Origin of the sequence: Curtobacterium phyllosphaerae (assembly GCF_049341865.1) — a bacterium.
In the GTDB taxonomy this organism is placed as follows: Bacteria; Actinomycetota; Actinomycetes; order Actinomycetales; family Microbacteriaceae; genus Curtobacterium; species Curtobacterium phyllosphaerae.
The window spans coordinates 64133-79974 of record NZ_JBMPIU010000006.1 but is presented as its reverse complement, the minus strand read 5'-3'; the positions used below and the strand labels follow the sequence as shown (position 1 = coordinate 79974).

The window sequence follows — 15842 nt, the reverse complement described above, 5'->3', positions numbered from 1 at the left end:
GAGCGGCTCCCTCCCACCCCATGCTCGCGCTCCTATCGCTCAGATTTGAAGGAGCTCCCGTATCAGCGAGGCCTGTTCCGGCGGACAGAACGTCGACGTGCGCGGCGCCGGGCGCGAGGTCCTCCGCCGCATGGGTCTCGACGACGCCGTGCTCGCCGCGGGCACGGGCGAGGTCGGCGCACGGTTCGTAGCGCCGGCGGCAGCGTCATCGTCGAGTTCCCCGCCGGCACCGACGACACAGGTGGCGCGACGGCCGAGGCGGAGATCCTCCGGGGCGACCTCGCCGAGATCGTCATCGGCTCCACGGACGGCGTCGGGTACCGCTTCGGGGACCGCATCACCGCGATCGACGACCCCACCACGAAGCGCCCGGCGACCGCGGACACCGACGCACTCGCGACGGCGTCGTTCGAGCACGCGCCGGACGAGGAGTTCGACCTCGTCGTCACCGCCGAGGGCCTCCGCTCCGCCACCCGCCGGATGGTGTTCGGACCCGAGGTGCAGCTCCGACCTCTCGGCCTCCAGTGCACGTTCTTGACGATCCCGCGCACCGAGGCTGCCCAGCGCGGGGGTTCCGTCGGCGCATCGCGTCGTACACGCGTCGGAGTCGATCTCGACGACCTGCATGCCAGGGTCTGGTCGCGCTGATCCCGCTCCGGACGCGGTCGCCGCCAGAGCCACGCACGCTGGTCGCGCCCCGTCGATCGCTCGATGGAGCGCGACGCTGCCGTCAGCGACGCTGCCGTCAGCGCCGCTGCCGGTGCACTTCTTCCGGCGCGGCTGATGCGACGAGGACCATGCCCAAGACGACCACCGCCGTTGCGACGTACCCCCACACCAGGCTGCCGCCCGAGGTGCGGACTGCCACGGCGATCAGCGCCGCCACAGCAGCCCCGATCGACACCATCGTTGCGAACACTCGAGGGAGCGGTGCGCGCCACCATGTCGAGCCCGGCCGGATCAGTCGCGGCACGTACACGATGACCACGACCGCCACGGCAAATCCGACACCCATCACCGGTCCGAGCGCATCGGCCAGGATCGGGATCACGGCCGATGCGGCGAGAGCAGCGAACCCGACACAGCTGATCAGCAAGCCCGCACGAGTGCGCGGCGCGTAGCTGGGTTGCGTGGTGGTGATCACGATCTCGTCTCCGTCCTGATCGTCACAGTGGTCCTCCCGTTCCTCGCGTCGTCGCGAGGCCTCGCCCCGTGCAAGGTGACCACGAACATGCTCCTGATACGTCAGATACACAACTCTGCACAACACCGAGCGTGTCGCGAGACACCGACGACACCGACGACGTCTCGTCGCGGTCATCGGCGGAACGCGCGCCGTCCTGCTCGACACCTGAACGACGTCGCAGGGACGAACGACGCGCGGCCGACACGCCTACCGTGGACGGTCCCCAACCCGAGGTACTCGATGACACCCACGCACCAGGACGACGCCATCCCGGACCGCATCCGGACCGCGGACGGCATCGAGCACGACCCGCGGCACGCCGCTCCGTCCGCACCCGCGCACGCACCGACCACCACGGCAACCGCGTCCGCGTCCGCGTCCGCTGGAGCTGCTCCCACCGCATCCGCCACCCGCCCGGCCGAGAACGCCTCCGGCAGCGACGAACCCGATCCGAACCGGTGGAAGGCGCTCGTCATCTGCCTGCTCGGCGGCGGGGTCGTGCTGCTCGACGTCTCGATCGTCAACGTCGCCCTGCAGTCGATCTCCTCCGGCCTGCCCGGAGCATCGCCCGAGGCCATCCAGTGGATCCTCTCCGGCTACGCCCTGTCGTTCGGCCTGCTGCTGGTCCCGGGCGGTCGGCTCGGGGACGTCACCGGCCGTCGTCGGATGTTCGTGGTGGGCATCGGGTTGTTCACCCTCGCGAGCGCACTGTGCGGCTTCGCACCGAACGGCGTGTTCCTCGTCATCGCGCGCCTCGTGCAGGGGCTCGCCGGTGGGCTGCTGACGCCCCAGGTGACGGCGCTCATCCAGCAGCTGTTCCGGGGCAAGGAGCGCGGGACGGCGTTCGGGCTGTTCGGCGCGACCGTCGGGATCGCCACCGCGATCGGACCGCTCGTCGGTGGGCTGCTCATCACCGCGTTCGGTGCGGAGAACGGGTGGCGCGCGGTGTTCTTCGTGAACCTGCCCATCGGCCTCGTCACGATCCTGCTCGCGTTCCGGTACCTGCCCGGCCGGGACCGGTCGCAGACGGGGAAGCGGCATGACTTCGACCCCGTCGGCATCGCACTCCTCGGTGCCGCGGTCGTCGCCCTGCTGCTGCCGTTCGTGCAGTCGCAGGAGTGGAAGGGCGACGCGAAGTGGTGGCTCATCGTCGTGGCCGTGGTGCTCGGCGGGGTCTTCGTCCTGTGGGAACGGCACTACGAGCGGAGCAAGGAGCCGGTGATCGACCTCCGCCTGTTCTCGCGCCGGTCGTTCTCGCTCGGCGTCGGCCTCGCGACGCTGTACTTCGCCGGGTTCACGCCGCTGTTCTTCGTCCTGACGATCGCGCTCCAGTCGGGTCTCAAGTACTCTGCGCTGCTCGCCGGACTGTCGTCGATCCCGTTCGCGATCGGTTCCGGGATCGCGTCGACGATCGGCGGTCGTGTCGTGCACCGGTTCGGACGGCAGCTCATCGTCGTCGGCACGATCATGGTGCTGCTCGGGCTCGGCGGTGTCGTCTGGGTGGTTCGGACGCACTTCGCGCACGACCTCGGATGGTGGCTCGTCGTGCCACTGCTCGTCGCGGGCGTCGGGTCGGGGCTGACGATCTCACCGAACCAGACCCTCACCCTGTCCGAGGTGCCCGTCGAGCAGGGTGGCTCCGCGGGCGGGCTCATCCAGGTCGGTGCCCGGGTCGGCTCCGCGATCGGGATCGCGGCGGTCGGCAGCGTGTTCTACTCCTCGCTCGCGTCGACCCACGGTGACTTCTCCCGAGGTCTGCCGCTCGGCCTCGGCGTCTCCCTCGGCTTCGTCGGCGCAGCGCTGCTCGCCGGGATCGTCGACGTCGTCGTCGGCAAGGTCCGCGGGACGGAGGCGTCGGTGTGACCGACCCGGACCGGACCGGCGCGGACCAGACCGGCGCGGACCAGACCGGCACGGACTCCGACGCGGTCCGACGTCGGTCCATCGGCGGCCGGGACGTCACCGAGTGGCGGTCGCGGGGTGGCCGGCGGCTGGCGCGGGCGCACCGCGAGCTCGCTGCGCGGGTCGGTCCCCGACGAGCGGTCCTCGGGCCCCTCGCGGTCGGCGGGGTCCTCGCGGTGGCTGCGACGGCCGCAGCCGCCGTGGTCTACGACGGAGTCACCGACCGGGACGGGATCGCCCGCCTCGACCAGCCGGCGCTCCGCATCGGCAAGCGGCTCCGCTCGCCCGCGACGAACGGGATCGCGAGCGGCATCGCCCACGGCTTCGGTCCGGTCGGCATGCCCGTGTTGGCGCTGGTGGCGGGCACGGCCCTGTCGCTGGTCGAACGGAGACCGACCCCGCTCGGACTGCTCGCGGCAGCCGGCGGCGGCTCGCTCGCGATGACCATCGCCGGCAAGCGGCTCATCCACCGGAACCGTCCGCCGCGCCGCGATGCGATCCCGCCGTACGAGACGTCGCCGTCCTTCCCGTCCGGGCACACGCTCAACGCGACGACCATCGCCGGCACGGTCGCGTACCTGCTCATGCTCCGACAGCGCCAGGTCGCCCCGCAGCGGGTCATCGCCGCGGTCGCCGGGGTGACGATCGCGGCGACGGGCGCGTCCCGGGTCCTGCTCGGCGCTCACTGGTTCACCGACGTGACGATGGGCTGGGTGAGTGGATCGGGGTGGCTCGCGAGCGTCATCACCGCGCACCGCCTGCACCTGACCCTGGAGGAGCATTCCGGTCCGCGACATCGTTCGTCCTCTATCGTGGATGATAATCACTCTCAGAAAGGATGACCATGAGCGACCAGATCGACGACACCACCCCCGAGGAACACCGTGTCGCAGAGCACGACGTCCAGGACCACGAACACGGCACCGAGGGCGACCAGCACGAGACCGTCCAGCACGACGACCACGTCGACTACCTGCACGACGGGCACAAGCACGCACGCCACGGCGACCACTACGACGAGCACTGACCACGCGGCGCTCGCCTGAGCACCGGACGGACGGGAGGCACGGTGCGGGCCCGTCCCGCGCCTCCCGTCCGGACCGGGTCGCGACCGCGACCGATGCGCTTTCCGGACCGATGCACCGCCCGCTCAGAGCGGGTGCGTAGCAAGGGAGTTCGCGCGTCCCTGCGCACGGAAGGAGCACCACCATGACCGAGATCACCGCTCACCACGGCCTGTTCAAGGACACCGACCTGCACGTCGACGACACCGGAGGCTCCGGACGCCCCGTCGTCCTCATCCACGGCTGGCCGCTGTCGGGCGAGTCATGGAAGAACCAGGTGCCGGCACTCCAGGAGGCCGGCTTCCGCGTCATCACCTACGACCGCCGGGGTTTCGGGCGGAGCGACAAGCCGCACTCCGGCTACACGTACGACACGCTCGCCGAGGACCTGCACCAGCTCATCACGCAGATGGACCTGCACGACGTCAGCATCGTCGGCTTCTCGATGGGCGGCGGCGAGGTCGCGCGCTACCTCTCCACGTTCGGCCCGGACCGCATCCACAGCGCGGTGTTCGCCTCCGCCGTCCCGCCGTACCTGTTGCAGACCGACGACAACCCCGATGGCCCGCTCCCGAAGAGCCAGGCGGCCGAGATGACCGCGGGCCTGACGAAGAGCGAGGACGACTTCTACGACCAGTTCACGACGGACTTCTTCTCCGTCGACGGCGAGCTCAAGGTCACCGAGGCGCAACGACAGGAAGCACTGGCCCTCGCGCACCAGGCGTCGAAGCCCGCGGCGCTCGCGTGCATGGCCGCCTTCGCGAACACCGACTTCCGCGAGGACCTGCCGAAGGTCACCGTCCCGACCCTCGTCATCCACGGCGACGGCGACGGCACCGTTCCGTTCGAGGGCTCCGGCAAGCGCACGCACGAGGCGATCGCCGGCTCCGAGCTGTACGTCGTCGCGGGTGCGCCGCACGGCGTGATCGTCAGCCACGCGGACGAGTGGAACCGGGCCGTGCTGGAGTTCCTGCGGAAGTAGCGGGCTGCCGGACGGCGGACTGGAGGCGCGGGGCCGGCTGGCACCACGCAGTCAGTCCGTCGCCATGTCGGGCGGGTGCCCGTTCAGCGCGGCTGGCATCGCGGGCACCACCACGTCCGGCGACGTTCCGGGTCGTCGGCGACCTCCGCCTCGACGAGGACGGTCGTGCCGCAGCGGAGGCACGGACGACCCGCCCGTCCGACGACCCAGTGCCGCTCGCCGCGGCGGGTGGTCCCGGTGGTGGTCTGGAACATCCCCGGGACCGTGACCGACGCGCGGAGGCCGCGACGGGCGGCCCGGGCGAGTGCCGCGGTGTCGGCGTCCCGGACCGGACGCCACGGGCGGTAGCCGAGCAGGAAGCACAGCTCGTTCACCCACATGTTCCCGAGTCCGGCGAGGTTCCGCTGGTCGAGGAGCGCCGCGACGACCGGTCGGTCCGGGTCGCGGGCGAGTCGTTCGGCGGCGACGGAGGCGTCCCAGTCGTCCCGCAGCGGGTCGGGGCCGAGGTGTCCGACCGCGGCGGACTCGTCCGCGGTCGCCAGGAGTTCGACGACGGGCAGGTCGATCCCCCACACGGTGCGCGCGGCCTCGGTCCGCATCCGGACCCGCACCGACGGCTGGACCGACCGCGGGACGACCCGGCCCGGCGCGGTCACCGTCCAGGACCCCTGCATCCGGAGGTGCGTGTGCAGGGTCCGACCGCCGGCGAACCGGGTCAGCAGGTGCTTGCCGTGGGTGTCGTGTCCGAGCACCCGCCAATCGGCCAGACTCGTGCCGGCGGCGTCCCCGGAGCGCAGTTCGCCGGCGTCGACGCGCTGGCCGTCGAGAGCCGGGCGCAACCGCGCCGCGAGGCGGTACACGCTGTCTCCCTCGGGCATCCCCCCGGTGTACCGGCGACCGCCGACAGCGACGAGGTCGCCGACCGGATCGAACGGGTGGTGACCGTCACGGATGTCGGCGGCGCGGACTACGTTCGGGTGACCCGGCCGTGTCGGGTGACCCCGGCCTGCGCGGCGCGAAGGAGCTGAACGATGGCGACACCCTCCCTGACGCGTCGCGCGTTGCTCTCCGGCGCCCTCGGCACCGCGACCCTGGGCGCGCTGACCGCATGCGTCGCGAACAACGGCCCGGCGCCGAGCAACGCCGCGCCCGGGTCCGAAGCCGACATCGGCGACGTCACCGGCACCCTGCGGTTCGCGTTCTGGGGCGGGAGCGACGGCGAGACCGCGGGGTTCGCACACGCCAAGAAGACGTTCGAGGCCCGGCACCCCGGCACCACGATCGTGCTGCAGACCTTGCCGTACGAGGGCTTCTTCTCGAGCATCGACCGGGGCATCCTCTCGCGCACCGCCCCGGACGTGTTCCGCGTCGACTACACGAGCATCGGCAAGTACACCTCGCACGGGGTGCTCCTCGACATGACGCCCTACGTGACCGACGCCGAGGCGGCCGCGTTCCTCCCGTCGCTCTGGGACGCCGTCCGGTTCGAAGGCCACGCGTACGGGGTGCCGCACCAGACCGACACCACGGCGATCGCCTACAACCGGAAGGCCTTCGAGACCGCGGGGATCGGCTCGGTCCCGGACCGGCTCGAGGACGCCTGGACCTGGGACGAGTTCGCCGACGTCGCGACGAAGCTCCGGAGGTCCCTGCCGGACAAGCAGTACCCGTTCGCCTACGACTGGACCGCCGCCGGCGCCTACCGCTGGGCGAGCTTCGTGTACCAGGCCGGCGGGTCGTTGCTCACGTCGGACCTGACCAAGTCGGCCGTGGACAGCGACGCCGGGCACCGGGCGATGGAGTTCTCGAAGCGGTTCTTCGACGAACGGTGGGTCCCGGCGAACAACACGGTCAAGACGACCGTGTACTCGGACAACTTCTTCCTGAACCAGACCGTCCCGATGACCTTCATCGGCGACTTCCTGGTGCCCGAGCTGGCCGACGCCAAGAACGGCTACCAGGGTGGCGAATGGGCGACGACGTACATGCCGCACGACCGCAACGCCGCGTCGGACCTCGGCGGCAACGCCCTCGTCGCGACACGGGACACCGCGAACCCCGAGCTCGCGGCCGCGTTCCTCAAGTTCATGGTGGAGGAAGACCAGATGCGGGACTTCTGTCAGCGGGCCAACGAGCTCCCCACGCTGCAGAGCCTGGCCAGCACCTCGCTCGACTACGCGGTACGGCCCGACGTCATGACCACGTTCGCGCGGCAGGCGACCACGATCACCGAGGCCGCCGTCCGTGAGACGACCGTCCCCGGGTTCGCGGCGATCAACACCGCGCTGCAGGACCAGCTCGAACTCGCGTTCCAGGGTCGGTCGGCCGACGATGCGATCACGGCCATCGCCACGGCGATCAACGAGGCGGTGGCGGCATGACGAGTGCGGACGCGGGCGTCGGTGGGGTCGGCGGTTCCGCCGGCCGGGCCACCGCGCAGGTCGGCGGAGCGACGGCCGGCGGCGCCAAGCTCCCGACGCCGACGAGCATCCGCACGGCGAACGGCATCGCCGCCGGGTCGTTCCTGCTGCCGAACGTCGTGCTCATCGTCATCTTCACGCTGCTGCCGCTCGTCTACGCCGTGGTGATCAGCTTCCAGGACCTCGACTCGCTCGGCGGCACCTCGTGGGCCGGCGTCGGCAACTACGTCAAGCTCGTCACCGACCCGGTGTTCTGGCAGTCGGTCGCGAACACCGGGGTCTTCACGCTCTTCACGGTGCCCGTCGGCATGGCGATCGGCCTCGCGGTCGCGGTGCTCCTCAACGGGGTCATGCCGGGACGTGCGGTCTTCCGGACGATCATCTTCCTGCCGCTCGTGGTGTCCGGTGTCGCGACCGGTGTGCTCGGCGCGTGGATGTTCGACCAGAACAACGGCTTCATCGACAAGTTCCTCGGCGCCCTCGGCCTCCCGGCGATCTCGTGGCAGTCGAACGGCGGATGGGCGATGACCGCGATCATCCTCGTGACGCTCTGGCAGCGCATCGGCTTCGACATGCTGATCTACCTGGCGGGCCTCCAGGGCGTGGATCCCTCCGTGCAGGAGGCCGCGACCACCGACGGCGCGAGCGGTTGGCAGAAGTTCCGGCTCATCACGTTCCCGCTGCTCGGCCCGTCCACGTTCTTCCTGCTCATCATGAACCTCATCTACTCGTTCCAGGTCTTCGACACCGTGTGGGCGATGACCCGGGGCGGGCCCGGTTACGCCACCACGACGGTCGTCTCCTACGCGTACCGGGTCGCGTTCGACGAGCACGGCCCCCAGCTCCTCGGCTACGGGGCCGCCGTCGGCATCGCGATCTACCTGGTGACGTTGCTGATCACGGGCATCCAATGGCGGTTCAACGCCGGACGGGACCAGACCGACTGATGACGACGACGACCTGGGCCACGGGGGACGCGGACGCGTCACCGTCCCGTGCTGCATCGGCCGGGAGGACCGGCGGACGTCCGCCCCGCGGGCACACCAAGCTCCTGTGGTTGCGGATCACGGCCGCCGTCGTGGTGAGCATCGTGATGGCGTTCCCGCTGTACTGGATGCTCCTCACCGCGTTCTCGACGCGGGCCGACCTCTACGCCCCCGGGCTGCACCTCTGGCCGCAGCACATCACGATCCAGAACTTCGTCCGGCCGTTCTCGGAGTTCCCGATCTGGCGGTGGTTCGCGAACTCGCTCGTGATCTCCGTCGTCGTGACGATCATCACGGTGGTCTGCAACCTCCTCGCCGGGTACGCCTTCGCCAAGCTGCCGTTCCGCGGCCGCAACGCGCTGTTCCTGGTGCTGCTGTCGACGCTCATGATCCCGCCGCAGGCGATCATCGTGCCGCAGTTCCTCATCTCGATCGGCCTGCACCTGTACGGCGGGATCTGGGCGGTGATCCTGCCGGAGAGCGCCGCGATCTTCGGGGTGTTCCTGGCGCGCCAGTTCTTCATCGCGGTGCCGGACGAGCTCATCGAGGCGGCGCGGATCGACGGGGCCGGGCAGTTCCGGGTGTTCTTCTCCGTGGTGCTGCCGCTCTGCCGTCCACTCCTCGCCGTCCTGGTGCTCCTGACGTTCATGGGCGAGTGGAACGCGTTCGGCTGGCCCCTCGTCGCACTCTCCGGCAACCAGGACCTCTTCACCGTGCCGATCGGCATCGTCGGCACGCTCCAGGGGCAGTACACCTCGGACTACGGTGCGATCATGGCCGTGAACCTGCTGATGATCGTGCCCATCGTGGCCCTGTTCCTCGCGTTCCAGCGGTACTTCGTCGAGGGGCTGTCGCGGAGCGGCCTGCGGTGAGCCAGCAGGACCCTCGCCCGGACCTCCCGGACGTGGTGCGGTGGATCGCCGACGACTTCGGCGTCGATGCCACGAGCGTCGAGCGTGTCGTCGGCGGCACCGATGTCGCCGCCGCGGTCTGGCAGGCGTCGAGCGGCTCGGACGGGTTCGCCGTCAAGTGGACGAGCCGTCGGACCCGGACGGGCATCCGACTGAGTGACTCGCTGACGGCAGCCGGTGTGCCCGGCATCCCGCCGACGGTCCGGTCGACGCACGGGCGACCGTCGAGTCGACGCGGTGGCGGACGACTGTCGGTGACGGCCTGGCTGCCGGGCGAGGACGCCGCGACCGTGGGACTCGACCTCGACGGGTGGGAGGCCTACGGAGCGCTCCTGGCCGCCGTGCACGCGCACCCGTTCCCGCCACAGGAACGGCGCCGCGGCGCGCGCCGTGGGATCCGCCGACGTCGTCGTCGGTACCGGGCGGGCGTCGTCGCGCTCGATGCGCTCGTCACCGCCGGCGACCCGGATGCGCTCGACCCTGCGCTGGCCGCGTGGCGGGACGCGCGTGCGCACGTCGAGCTGCTCCTCCGCGGGACGCGCCTGACGGACCGGACCGACGGCGTCCCCGTCCCGTGCCACGGCGACCCGCACCTCGGCAACCTCGTGCTCGACGCGCAGGGCGCTCCGTGCCTGATCGACTGGGACGAAGCCGTCGTCGCGCCGCGCGAGGTGGACCTGCACCTCGTGGCGTTCCCGGTCCTGTTCTCACCGACGACCGACCCGCAGGCCGAGGCGTTCCGACGCGGCTACGGCCCGGTCGAGATCGACGAGTCGCGACTCGTGCGGTACGCCTGTGTCCGGGCGCTCGAGGACCTCGTCTCGACGTGCCGCGCCGCGTTCGACGGGCCGGTGGCGGACCGCACCGAGGAACTCGCGGTGTTCCGCGGCATCCTCTCCCCCGTCGGGTCCGCCTCGCTCGTGCGGCCACGGTTGGAGCGGTTGCTCACGACGGGCTGACGGGCCGAGCGGCTGACGGACTGGAGGCGCGGGGCCGGCCGGTGCCGTGCCTCCCGTCCGGTGCGGGGGCGCCGACGGTCCTCGGGACCGTGGGTCCGGACCGGCTCAGTGTCGGGACCGACGCGCCTTGATGCGCTCGTGCCGCCGGCGCCTCGGGTGGACGACCTCGCCCGCGAAGATCCCGAGCGCAGCCAACCCCACGATGACGATCGCCACTTCCGTGATGGTCTCACTCACGATGCACCCCAACCTCCGCCACGAGAGGCCCCCGGGTCGAGGCGCCGCTTCGTCGCGGAATCGCCTGGGATTCGGAGCAACCCCGGAACTGGGTTGGTGCTGTTCGCGATCCGCACCGCGGGATCAGGCCCCGAGGCTCCGCAGTCCGCGGAACGCCAGGTCGAGCGCGGCCGCCAGTGGCGCACCGTCCCGCTCCGGCTGACTGAGCGCGAGACCACCCATGATCGCCGCGACGATCCCGGTCCCGACGCGGGCCGCGTCCACCGTCCGGTCGATCGCCCCGGCGGCCTGCATCCGCTCGACGCGCTGTGCGAGGAGCGACGCCCACGCCGCGACACCCTCTCGCATCGACGCCGCGAGGGTCTCGTCCGACGGTGCCGACTGCTGCGCCAGGGTGCTGGCACCGTCCCTCCAGTCCGTCAGGTGGTTCCGTTCCGCACGCGGCGGACGCGACCACCGATCAGAAGAACGTCGGCTGCCTCGGGACGTAGTGCTCCTCGAGCGCCGTGACGTCCTCGGGCGTCAGGCGGACGTCGAGAGCGGCAACGGCGTCCTCGACGTGGTGCACCTTCGTCGCACCGACGATCGGGGCGTCGACGACCGGGTTCGCGAGGACCCAGGCGAGGGCGATCTGCGCCATCGAGACGCCCTTCTCGCCGGCGATCCGCTCGATCGCGTCGACGATGCCCTTGTCCGAGTCGAGCCGGACGGGGTTGCCCTTCGGGTCGACCTCCGGCTCGTCGCCGGCACGCGCGGTGTTCTGCTCGCTCCACGGACGGGCCATCTTGCCGGCCTGCAGCGGTCCCCACGGGATCGAGCCGACGCCCTGGTCGGCGAGGAGCCCGAACATCTCGCGCTCCTCCTCGCGCTGGCCCAGGCTGTACTGGTTCTGCATCGACACGAAGCGCGTCCAGCCGCCGAGGTCCGCCGCGGCCTGCAGCTTCGCGAACTGCCACGCCCACATGCTCGAGGCACCGATGTAGCGGACCTTGCCGGCCTGGACGACGTCGTGGAGGGCCTCCATCGTCTCCTCGACGGGGGTCTCCGGGTCGAAGCGGTGGATCTGGTACAGGTCGATCCAGTCGCTGCCGAGGCGCTGCAGCGACTTGTCGACCTGCTCCATGATCGCGCGGCGCGAGAGGCCGGACTCGCCGGGGCCCGGGCCCATCTCGCCGAAGACCTTCGTGGCGAGGACCACGTCCTCACGGCGGGTGTACTTGCGGATGGCCTCGCCGGTGACCTCCTCGGAACTGCCGCGCCCGTAGACGTTCGCGGTGTCCCAGAAGGTGATGCCGAGCTCGACGGCCCGGCGGAAGATCGGCTCCGCGCCGGCCGCGTCGAGGGTCCAGGTCTGCTGTTCGTTGCCGTTGCCGAAGCTCATGCAACCGAGGGTGATGCGGCTGACCGTGAGGCCGGTCGAGCCGAGGTGGGTGTACTCCATGCGGATGGTCTCCCTGAGGTGTGGCAATGATGCGCGGTGGCGCTCGACATCGATGTCGAGTCCCCGTCTACACCGCGGGGCGGCCTGCCGCTGGTGTCTGGACGGAGGCCGCAGTCATCGCGGTGAGCTCGTCGAGGACATCGTGCTCGATGGCGGCGAAGGTGCGCGTCTCGTCCTCGCGGACCCACGTGGCGAACGAGACGCTGAAGACCGTCACGGCGGTCTGTGCCGCGAGCGTGGCCGCGGGCTCGACGACCCCTCTGTCACGGAGCGCGCTGGCCAACGAACCGGCGAGCGTCGACATCTTGCGGGACTCACGCTCCTGGAGCGAGGCGTTCGCACTGATCACCGCCTGGCGTCGCCGGGACCAGGCACGGCGCTCCTCCGGGAAGAACCCCGCGGAGTTCGTGAGTGCGGCCGCGGCGAGCCCCAGGGGGGTCAGTCCGTCCGGAGCGTCGGCGACGCCGGTCAGGAACTGGTCCTCGAGGACCTCCTGCCCGTCGAAGAGGACTTCGCGCTTGTCGGCGAAGTGGCGGAAGAAGGTGCGCTCCGTGAGTCCGGCAGCCGCGGCGATCTCGGCCACGGTGGTCTCCTCGAACCCGCTCCGGACGTACAGGTCGAGCGCGGCCAGCCGCAGTCGGTCCTTGCCGCCCGGTTCCCATCGCACCATCCCGTCAGTCTACGGTGATGGGTGGGTTGATGACAGCGGCTGACATCCAGGTGTAGAGTGACGGCAGTCGCTGACATCAGTCGGCATCGAGAGAGAGGTGACGCACCATGCGCGTCTTCATCACCGGGGCATCGGGATGGATCGGGTCCCACACCACCGACGCGGCACTCGCCGCCGGGCACGAGGTCGTCGGGCTCGCGAGGTCCGACGCCTCCGCCGCGTCCCTCGACCAGAAGGGGGCGATCGTCCTCCGCGGCGACCTCGACACGCTCGACGTCATCCGCGCCGGTGCTCGCGACGCGGATGCGGTGATCCACCTCGCGAACAAGCACGACTGGGCGCACCCCGAGGACACCAACCGCACCGAGCGTTCTGCCGTGCAGACCATCGCCGACGCACTCGAAGGCACCGGCAAGCCCTTCCTGCTCGCGTCCGGGATCGCCGGCATCGCGACCGCAGGCGCGCCCGCCGTGGAGTCCGACGCGACCCCGTTCATCGGGCCCGACGCGCTCCGTGGCGGTGCCGAGGCGCTCGCGCTCGAGTACCGCGACCGTGGCGTGCAGACCGTCGCGCTGCGGTTCGCGCCCACCACGCACGGCACCGGTGACCACGGCTTCATCGACATCCTCGTCGCCAACGCGCTCGCGAAGGGGGTCTCGGGACACGTCGGCGACGGCGCGAACCGCTGGGGTGCCGTGCACGTCACCGATGCCGCAGCACTGAACGTCCTCGCGCTCGAACACGCGGACGCGATGCCGGTCGTTCACGTCGTCGCGGAGGAGGGCGTCACCACGCGGGCGATCGCCGAGGCCATCGGACGCCGGTTCGACCTGCCCGTCGCCGCGATCTCGCCCGAGGACGCCCCCGAGCACTTCGGGTTCCTCGGTGGGTTCTTCGGGATGGAGATGTCCGGGTCGAGTGACGTGACGCGCGACACCCTGGGCTGGACGCCGACCGGCCCGACCCTGATCGCGGACATCGAGGCGGGGGCGTACTCGCGGGCCTGATGCCGAAACCCTGGGCAGGCGGCAGGTCGGCACACAGCGCACGATCACCCCCGAACGGGGGTGAGGCAGCTGCACGTCTTCTCAAGGATGATAGTGAGCCCTGGTCATGATCTGAAAGAACCTGATGTCGCGAACCCGCCCACCCCACCCACCCCGATCCTCCCGTTCATCCCGCCTCCCGATGTCGACGTGGGTCGGTCTCGGTATCAGCGCACTGTTCGGCATCGCCGCCCTGAGCTCCGGAGGCGTCTGGACGATGATGCTCATGTTCGCGATGATCGTGCTGGTCACCGCGGCGTACGGATGGGTCTTCCGACGCTCGACGTGGCTGCGGCTGCCCCGCCGCCGTTCCGCGGCAGCGATCGGGTTCGGAGTCGCCCTCGCGGTCCTCATCGGGTCGTCGTCGGCGTACGGGGCCGGCCATCCGAGCACGACGGACGCAGCCCCCGTCCCGTCTGCTCCGGCGAGCTCGAGCACCACGCACGGTTCAACCGCACACCACTTCGCGACCACCCCGAAGAAGACGTCGACGCCGACCCCGACTCCGACGCCCACTCCGGTGGTGACGAAGGAGACCGTGTCCGAGACGGCCCCCGTGCCGTACACATCGACAACGGTGGACGACCCTACGGTTGCGAAGGGGACGTCGCGGGTCACGACTGCCGGCGCCGACGGCGTTCTGACGACCACGTACGAGGTCACCAAGACGGACGGTGTCGAGACTGGCCGAACGCAGGTCAGCCAGTCGGTGACCACCCCGCCAGTGACCCAGGTGACGTCCAACGGTACCTATGTCGCCCCCGTTCCCGCGCCGGCGGCGCCCGCTGCTCCTGATCATGGCGTCGTCAACCCGGGAGGCTTCTGCTCGGCGAGCGATCGGGGCGTGACCGCGCAGGCCGCCAACGGAAGGTCCTACACCTGCGGAGGCAAGGGACCGGACGCGAGCGGCCGCCTGCACTGGAACAGCTGACGCCGCTGAAAGGGACACAGCCTCCTGCGCGTCCTGCCGGATCACGCCCCGCGTGCCCGAGGGACTCGTCTCCTGTTTCCACTCAGATGGTGCAGCTGTGATCGGGGACGTGACTGGAGCGCTTCAGTCATGTGGCATGGCCGTGCGGTCGACGTCCGCCGGCCGATCACCACTCGATGCGGAGTGACATGGAAACGAAGCACGACCTCCGCCGCGGCGGGTTGCTCGGCCTCTGCGCGGCAGCGCTCGTCGCGATCCCGCTGCCCCTCGCCCCGATGTCGGCGAGCGCCGCCCCCGCGAGCGCGATGCCCGTGGGCGCGACGTCCGCGGGGGTCACGTCCGCGGGCGCCACGAAGACGGGCCCGACGAGCATCGCGTACGTCGAGGTCGGCGACGACGAACTCGCGAACGTCCGTCGTCACACCCTGGCCGACGGTGCCAACGCCTTCAACGCGCCGAGCATCCCCGGGCTCACGAAGGCCGACCTCTCCCCGGCCGCCGTCGACATCCAGAACACGTCATCGAGCACCGCGGCCTCGCTCGCGACCCGCACGGTGTCCGACGGGTACGGCGTCTTCATGACGTACAACCTCCCGGGCGGCGACCAGAGCGCGTACGTGTCCTCGTTCACCGAGCCGCTCTACGGCCAGGCGACGACGTACCGGTAGGTCGAGCCGCATCGCGGGACCTGCTCGTCCGTCGGCGGCCACGGGCCGAGCCGACGGACGGGCGGGTCCCGCCGCCGCTCACCGTCACTCGGACGGCGTCGGGCGCGGCCAGAGCACCCGCACGGCGGTCCCGTAGGCGACGACCTCCTGGTACCCGTTCCCGATCTCGTTCGCGTCGAACCGCATCGCGACGATCGCGTCGGCGCCCCGGTACAGCGCGTGCTCGATCATCCGGTTCATCGCCTCGTCGCGAGTCTGGACGAGCTGCGCGGTGAGACCGGTGAGCTCGCCGCCGACGAGTGCCTGGAAACTCGCGCCGAACTGCACCCCGAAGTTCCGCGCACGGACGGTGAGACCCATCACCTCCCCGAGCACCTCGGTGATCTGGGCTCCCGGGAGGTCGTTCGTGGTCGCGACGAGCATGCCGCGATCCTGCCAC

At 70.8% G+C, this 15842-nt stretch carries 20 protein-coding genes; 12 read left to right on the top strand and 8 right to left on the bottom strand.

From position 1 onward, the window contains the following. Positions 1-45: 45 nt before the first annotated feature. Entirely contained in the window at positions 46-648 is a 603-nt protein-coding gene (locus tag ACO0E0_RS12220; RefSeq protein ID WP_422871704.1) for a Rossmann-fold NAD(P)-binding domain-containing protein, read from the top strand. 97 nt (positions 649-745) lie between these two features. On the opposite strand, the gene ACO0E0_RS12215 is transcribed toward ACO0E0_RS12220, so the two are convergent. Beyond that, positions 746-1144, bottom strand: a complete 399-nt coding sequence (locus ACO0E0_RS12215; RefSeq protein ID WP_422871703.1) for a hypothetical protein — start codon at positions 1142-1144, stop codon at positions 746-748. Positions 1145-1426: 282 nt separating this feature from the next. Between ACO0E0_RS12215 and ACO0E0_RS12210 the strand changes: the two genes are divergently transcribed. The 4 genes from ACO0E0_RS12210 to ACO0E0_RS12195 all read left to right on the top strand — a co-directional run bounded on the left by ACO0E0_RS12210 (position 1427) and on the right by ACO0E0_RS12195 (position 5134). Next, positions 1427-3049 (top strand): MFS transporter, encoded by a 1623-nt coding sequence (locus ACO0E0_RS12210; protein WP_422871702.1) that lies wholly within the window; start codon positions 1427-1429, stop codon positions 3047-3049. Beyond that, entirely contained in the window at positions 3046-3930 is an 885-nt protein-coding gene (locus ACO0E0_RS12205) for a phosphatase PAP2 family protein (RefSeq protein ID WP_422871701.1), read from the top strand. Before ACO0E0_RS12210 ends, ACO0E0_RS12205 begins: the two co-directional genes overlap by 4 nt. A 2-nt stretch (positions 3931-3932) precedes the next feature. Next, on the top strand, positions 3933-4115 hold the full coding sequence (locus ACO0E0_RS12200; RefSeq protein ID WP_422871700.1) for a zinc transporter permease: 183 nt from the start codon (positions 3933-3935) through the stop codon (positions 4113-4115). A gap of 182 nt (positions 4116-4297) precedes the next feature. Continuing rightward, positions 4298-5134 carry an alpha/beta fold hydrolase gene (locus ACO0E0_RS12195; protein WP_422871699.1) on the top strand — a complete coding sequence of 279 codons (837 nt, stop codon included), beginning with the start codon at positions 4298-4300 and terminating at the stop codon, positions 5132-5134. Between the two features lie 83 nt (positions 5135-5217). Here ACO0E0_RS12195 and ACO0E0_RS12190 read toward each other — a convergent pair whose 3' ends face one another. Continuing rightward, positions 5218-6012 carry a DNA-formamidopyrimidine glycosylase family protein gene (locus ACO0E0_RS12190; protein ID WP_422871698.1) on the bottom strand — a complete coding sequence of 265 codons (795 nt, stop codon included), beginning with the start codon at positions 6010-6012 and terminating at the stop codon, positions 5218-5220. Positions 6013-6165: 153 nt separating this feature from the next. Here ACO0E0_RS12190 and ACO0E0_RS12185 point away from each other — a divergent pair, with 153 nt between their 5' ends. The 4 genes from ACO0E0_RS12185 to ACO0E0_RS12170 are packed head-to-tail and all read left to right on the top strand — an operon-like array spanning position 6166 to position 10410. Then, a complete protein-coding gene (locus tag ACO0E0_RS12185) occupies positions 6166-7515 on the top strand; it encodes an ABC transporter substrate-binding protein (RefSeq protein WP_422871697.1) in 1350 nt (449 codons plus the stop codon). Continuing rightward, positions 7512-8501, top strand: a complete 990-nt coding sequence (locus ACO0E0_RS12180) for a carbohydrate ABC transporter permease (protein ID WP_422871696.1) — start codon at positions 7512-7514, stop codon at positions 8499-8501. The genes ACO0E0_RS12185 and ACO0E0_RS12180 overlap by 4 nt, the downstream gene beginning before the upstream one ends. Then, positions 8501-9412 (top strand): carbohydrate ABC transporter permease, encoded by a 912-nt coding sequence (locus ACO0E0_RS12175; protein WP_422871695.1) that lies wholly within the window; start codon positions 8501-8503, stop codon positions 9410-9412. Before ACO0E0_RS12180 ends, ACO0E0_RS12175 begins: the two co-directional genes overlap by 1 nt. After that, positions 9409-10410: a phosphotransferase enzyme family protein gene (locus tag ACO0E0_RS12170; protein ID WP_422871694.1), complete on the top strand. Its 1002-nt coding sequence runs from the start codon at positions 9409-9411 to the stop codon at positions 10408-10410. The genes ACO0E0_RS12175 and ACO0E0_RS12170 overlap by 4 nt, the downstream gene beginning before the upstream one ends. Before the next feature lie 105 nt (positions 10411-10515). Here ACO0E0_RS12170 and ACO0E0_RS12165 read toward each other — a convergent pair whose 3' ends face one another. The 4 genes from ACO0E0_RS12165 to ACO0E0_RS12150 form a co-directional block, all read right to left on the bottom strand. Continuing rightward, positions 10516-10647, bottom strand: a complete 132-nt coding sequence (locus ACO0E0_RS12165; RefSeq protein ID WP_422871693.1) for a hypothetical protein — start codon at positions 10645-10647, stop codon at positions 10516-10518. A gap of 123 nt (positions 10648-10770) precedes the next feature. Further along, complete coding sequence (locus tag ACO0E0_RS12160) at positions 10771-11040, bottom strand: LmrA/YxaF family transcription factor (protein ID WP_422871832.1); 270 nt, start codon at positions 11038-11040, stop codon at positions 10771-10773. 67 nt (positions 11041-11107) lie between these two features. Further along, positions 11108-12088, bottom strand: coding sequence for an aldo/keto reductase (locus ACO0E0_RS12155; RefSeq protein WP_422871692.1), 981 nt, complete (start codon positions 12086-12088; stop codon positions 11108-11110). A 67-nt stretch (positions 12089-12155) separates the two neighbouring features. Further along, positions 12156-12758 carry a TetR/AcrR family transcriptional regulator gene (locus tag ACO0E0_RS12150; RefSeq protein WP_422871691.1) on the bottom strand — a complete coding sequence of 201 codons (603 nt, stop codon included), beginning with the start codon at positions 12756-12758 and terminating at the stop codon, positions 12156-12158. Positions 12759-12865: 107 nt separating this feature from the next. Here ACO0E0_RS12150 and ACO0E0_RS12145 point away from each other — a divergent pair, with 107 nt between their 5' ends. Then, complete coding sequence (locus ACO0E0_RS12145) at positions 12866-13765, top strand: SDR family oxidoreductase (protein ID WP_422871690.1); 900 nt, start codon at positions 12866-12868, stop codon at positions 13763-13765. Between the two features lie 81 nt (positions 13766-13846). Here ACO0E0_RS12145 and ACO0E0_RS12140 read toward each other — a convergent pair whose 3' ends face one another. Next, a complete protein-coding gene (locus tag ACO0E0_RS12140; RefSeq protein WP_422871835.1) occupies positions 13847-14467 on the bottom strand; it encodes a hypothetical protein in 621 nt (206 codons plus the stop codon). Here ACO0E0_RS12140 and ACO0E0_RS12135 point away from each other — a divergent pair. Continuing rightward, on the top strand, positions 14361-14735 hold the full coding sequence (locus tag ACO0E0_RS12135; protein ID WP_422871689.1) for a G5 domain-containing protein: 375 nt from the start codon (positions 14361-14363) through the stop codon (positions 14733-14735). The two genes, ACO0E0_RS12140 and ACO0E0_RS12135, sit on opposite strands and share 107 nt — an antisense overlap. A 188-nt stretch (positions 14736-14923) precedes the next feature. Next, positions 14924-15403 carry a hypothetical protein gene (locus tag ACO0E0_RS12130; RefSeq protein WP_422871688.1) on the top strand — a complete coding sequence of 160 codons (480 nt, stop codon included), beginning with the start codon at positions 14924-14926 and terminating at the stop codon, positions 15401-15403. Positions 15404-15487: 84 nt separating this feature from the next. On the opposite strand, the gene ACO0E0_RS12125 is transcribed toward ACO0E0_RS12130, so the two are convergent. Then, positions 15488-15826, bottom strand: coding sequence for a YbjQ family protein (locus ACO0E0_RS12125; RefSeq protein WP_422871687.1), 339 nt, complete (start codon positions 15824-15826; stop codon positions 15488-15490). Positions 15827-15842: the final 16 nt, after the last annotated feature.

Excerpts from the sequence above, each read along its gene's own strand:
- ACO0E0_RS12145 (WP_422871690.1), top strand. The coding sequence starts at position 12,866 with ATGCGCGTCTTCATCACCGGGGCATCGGGATGGATCGGGTCCCACACC.
- ACO0E0_RS12185 (WP_422871697.1), top strand. The coding sequence starts at position 6,166 with ATGGCGACACCCTCCCTGACGCGTCGCGCGTTGCTCTCCGGCGCCCTC.
- ACO0E0_RS12125 (WP_422871687.1), bottom strand. The coding sequence starts at position 15,826 with ATGCTCGTCGCGACCACGAACGACCTCCCGGGAGCCCAGATCACCGAG.
- ACO0E0_RS12180 (WP_422871696.1), top strand. The coding sequence starts at position 7,512 with ATGACGAGTGCGGACGCGGGCGTCGGTGGGGTCGGCGGTTCCGCCGGC.
- ACO0E0_RS12130 (WP_422871688.1), top strand. The coding sequence starts at position 14,924 with ATGGAAACGAAGCACGACCTCCGCCGCGGCGGGTTGCTCGGCCTCTGC.
- ACO0E0_RS12150 (WP_422871691.1), bottom strand. The coding sequence starts at position 12,758 with ATGGTGCGATGGGAACCGGGCGGCAAGGACCGACTGCGGCTGGCCGCG.
- ACO0E0_RS12200 (WP_422871700.1), top strand. The coding sequence starts at position 3,933 with ATGAGCGACCAGATCGACGACACCACCCCCGAGGAACACCGTGTCGCA.
- ACO0E0_RS12210 (WP_422871702.1), top strand. The coding sequence starts at position 1,427 with ATGACACCCACGCACCAGGACGACGCCATCCCGGACCGCATCCGGACC.
- ACO0E0_RS12175 (WP_422871695.1), top strand. The coding sequence starts at position 8,501 with ATGACGACGACGACCTGGGCCACGGGGGACGCGGACGCGTCACCGTCC.
- ACO0E0_RS12155 (WP_422871692.1), bottom strand. The coding sequence starts at position 12,088 with ATGGAGTACACCCACCTCGGCTCGACCGGCCTCACGGTCAGCCGCATC.
- ACO0E0_RS12195 (WP_422871699.1), top strand. The coding sequence starts at position 4,298 with ATGACCGAGATCACCGCTCACCACGGCCTGTTCAAGGACACCGACCTG.
- ACO0E0_RS12190 (WP_422871698.1), bottom strand. The coding sequence starts at position 6,012 with ATGCCCGAGGGAGACAGCGTGTACCGCCTCGCGGCGCGGTTGCGCCCG.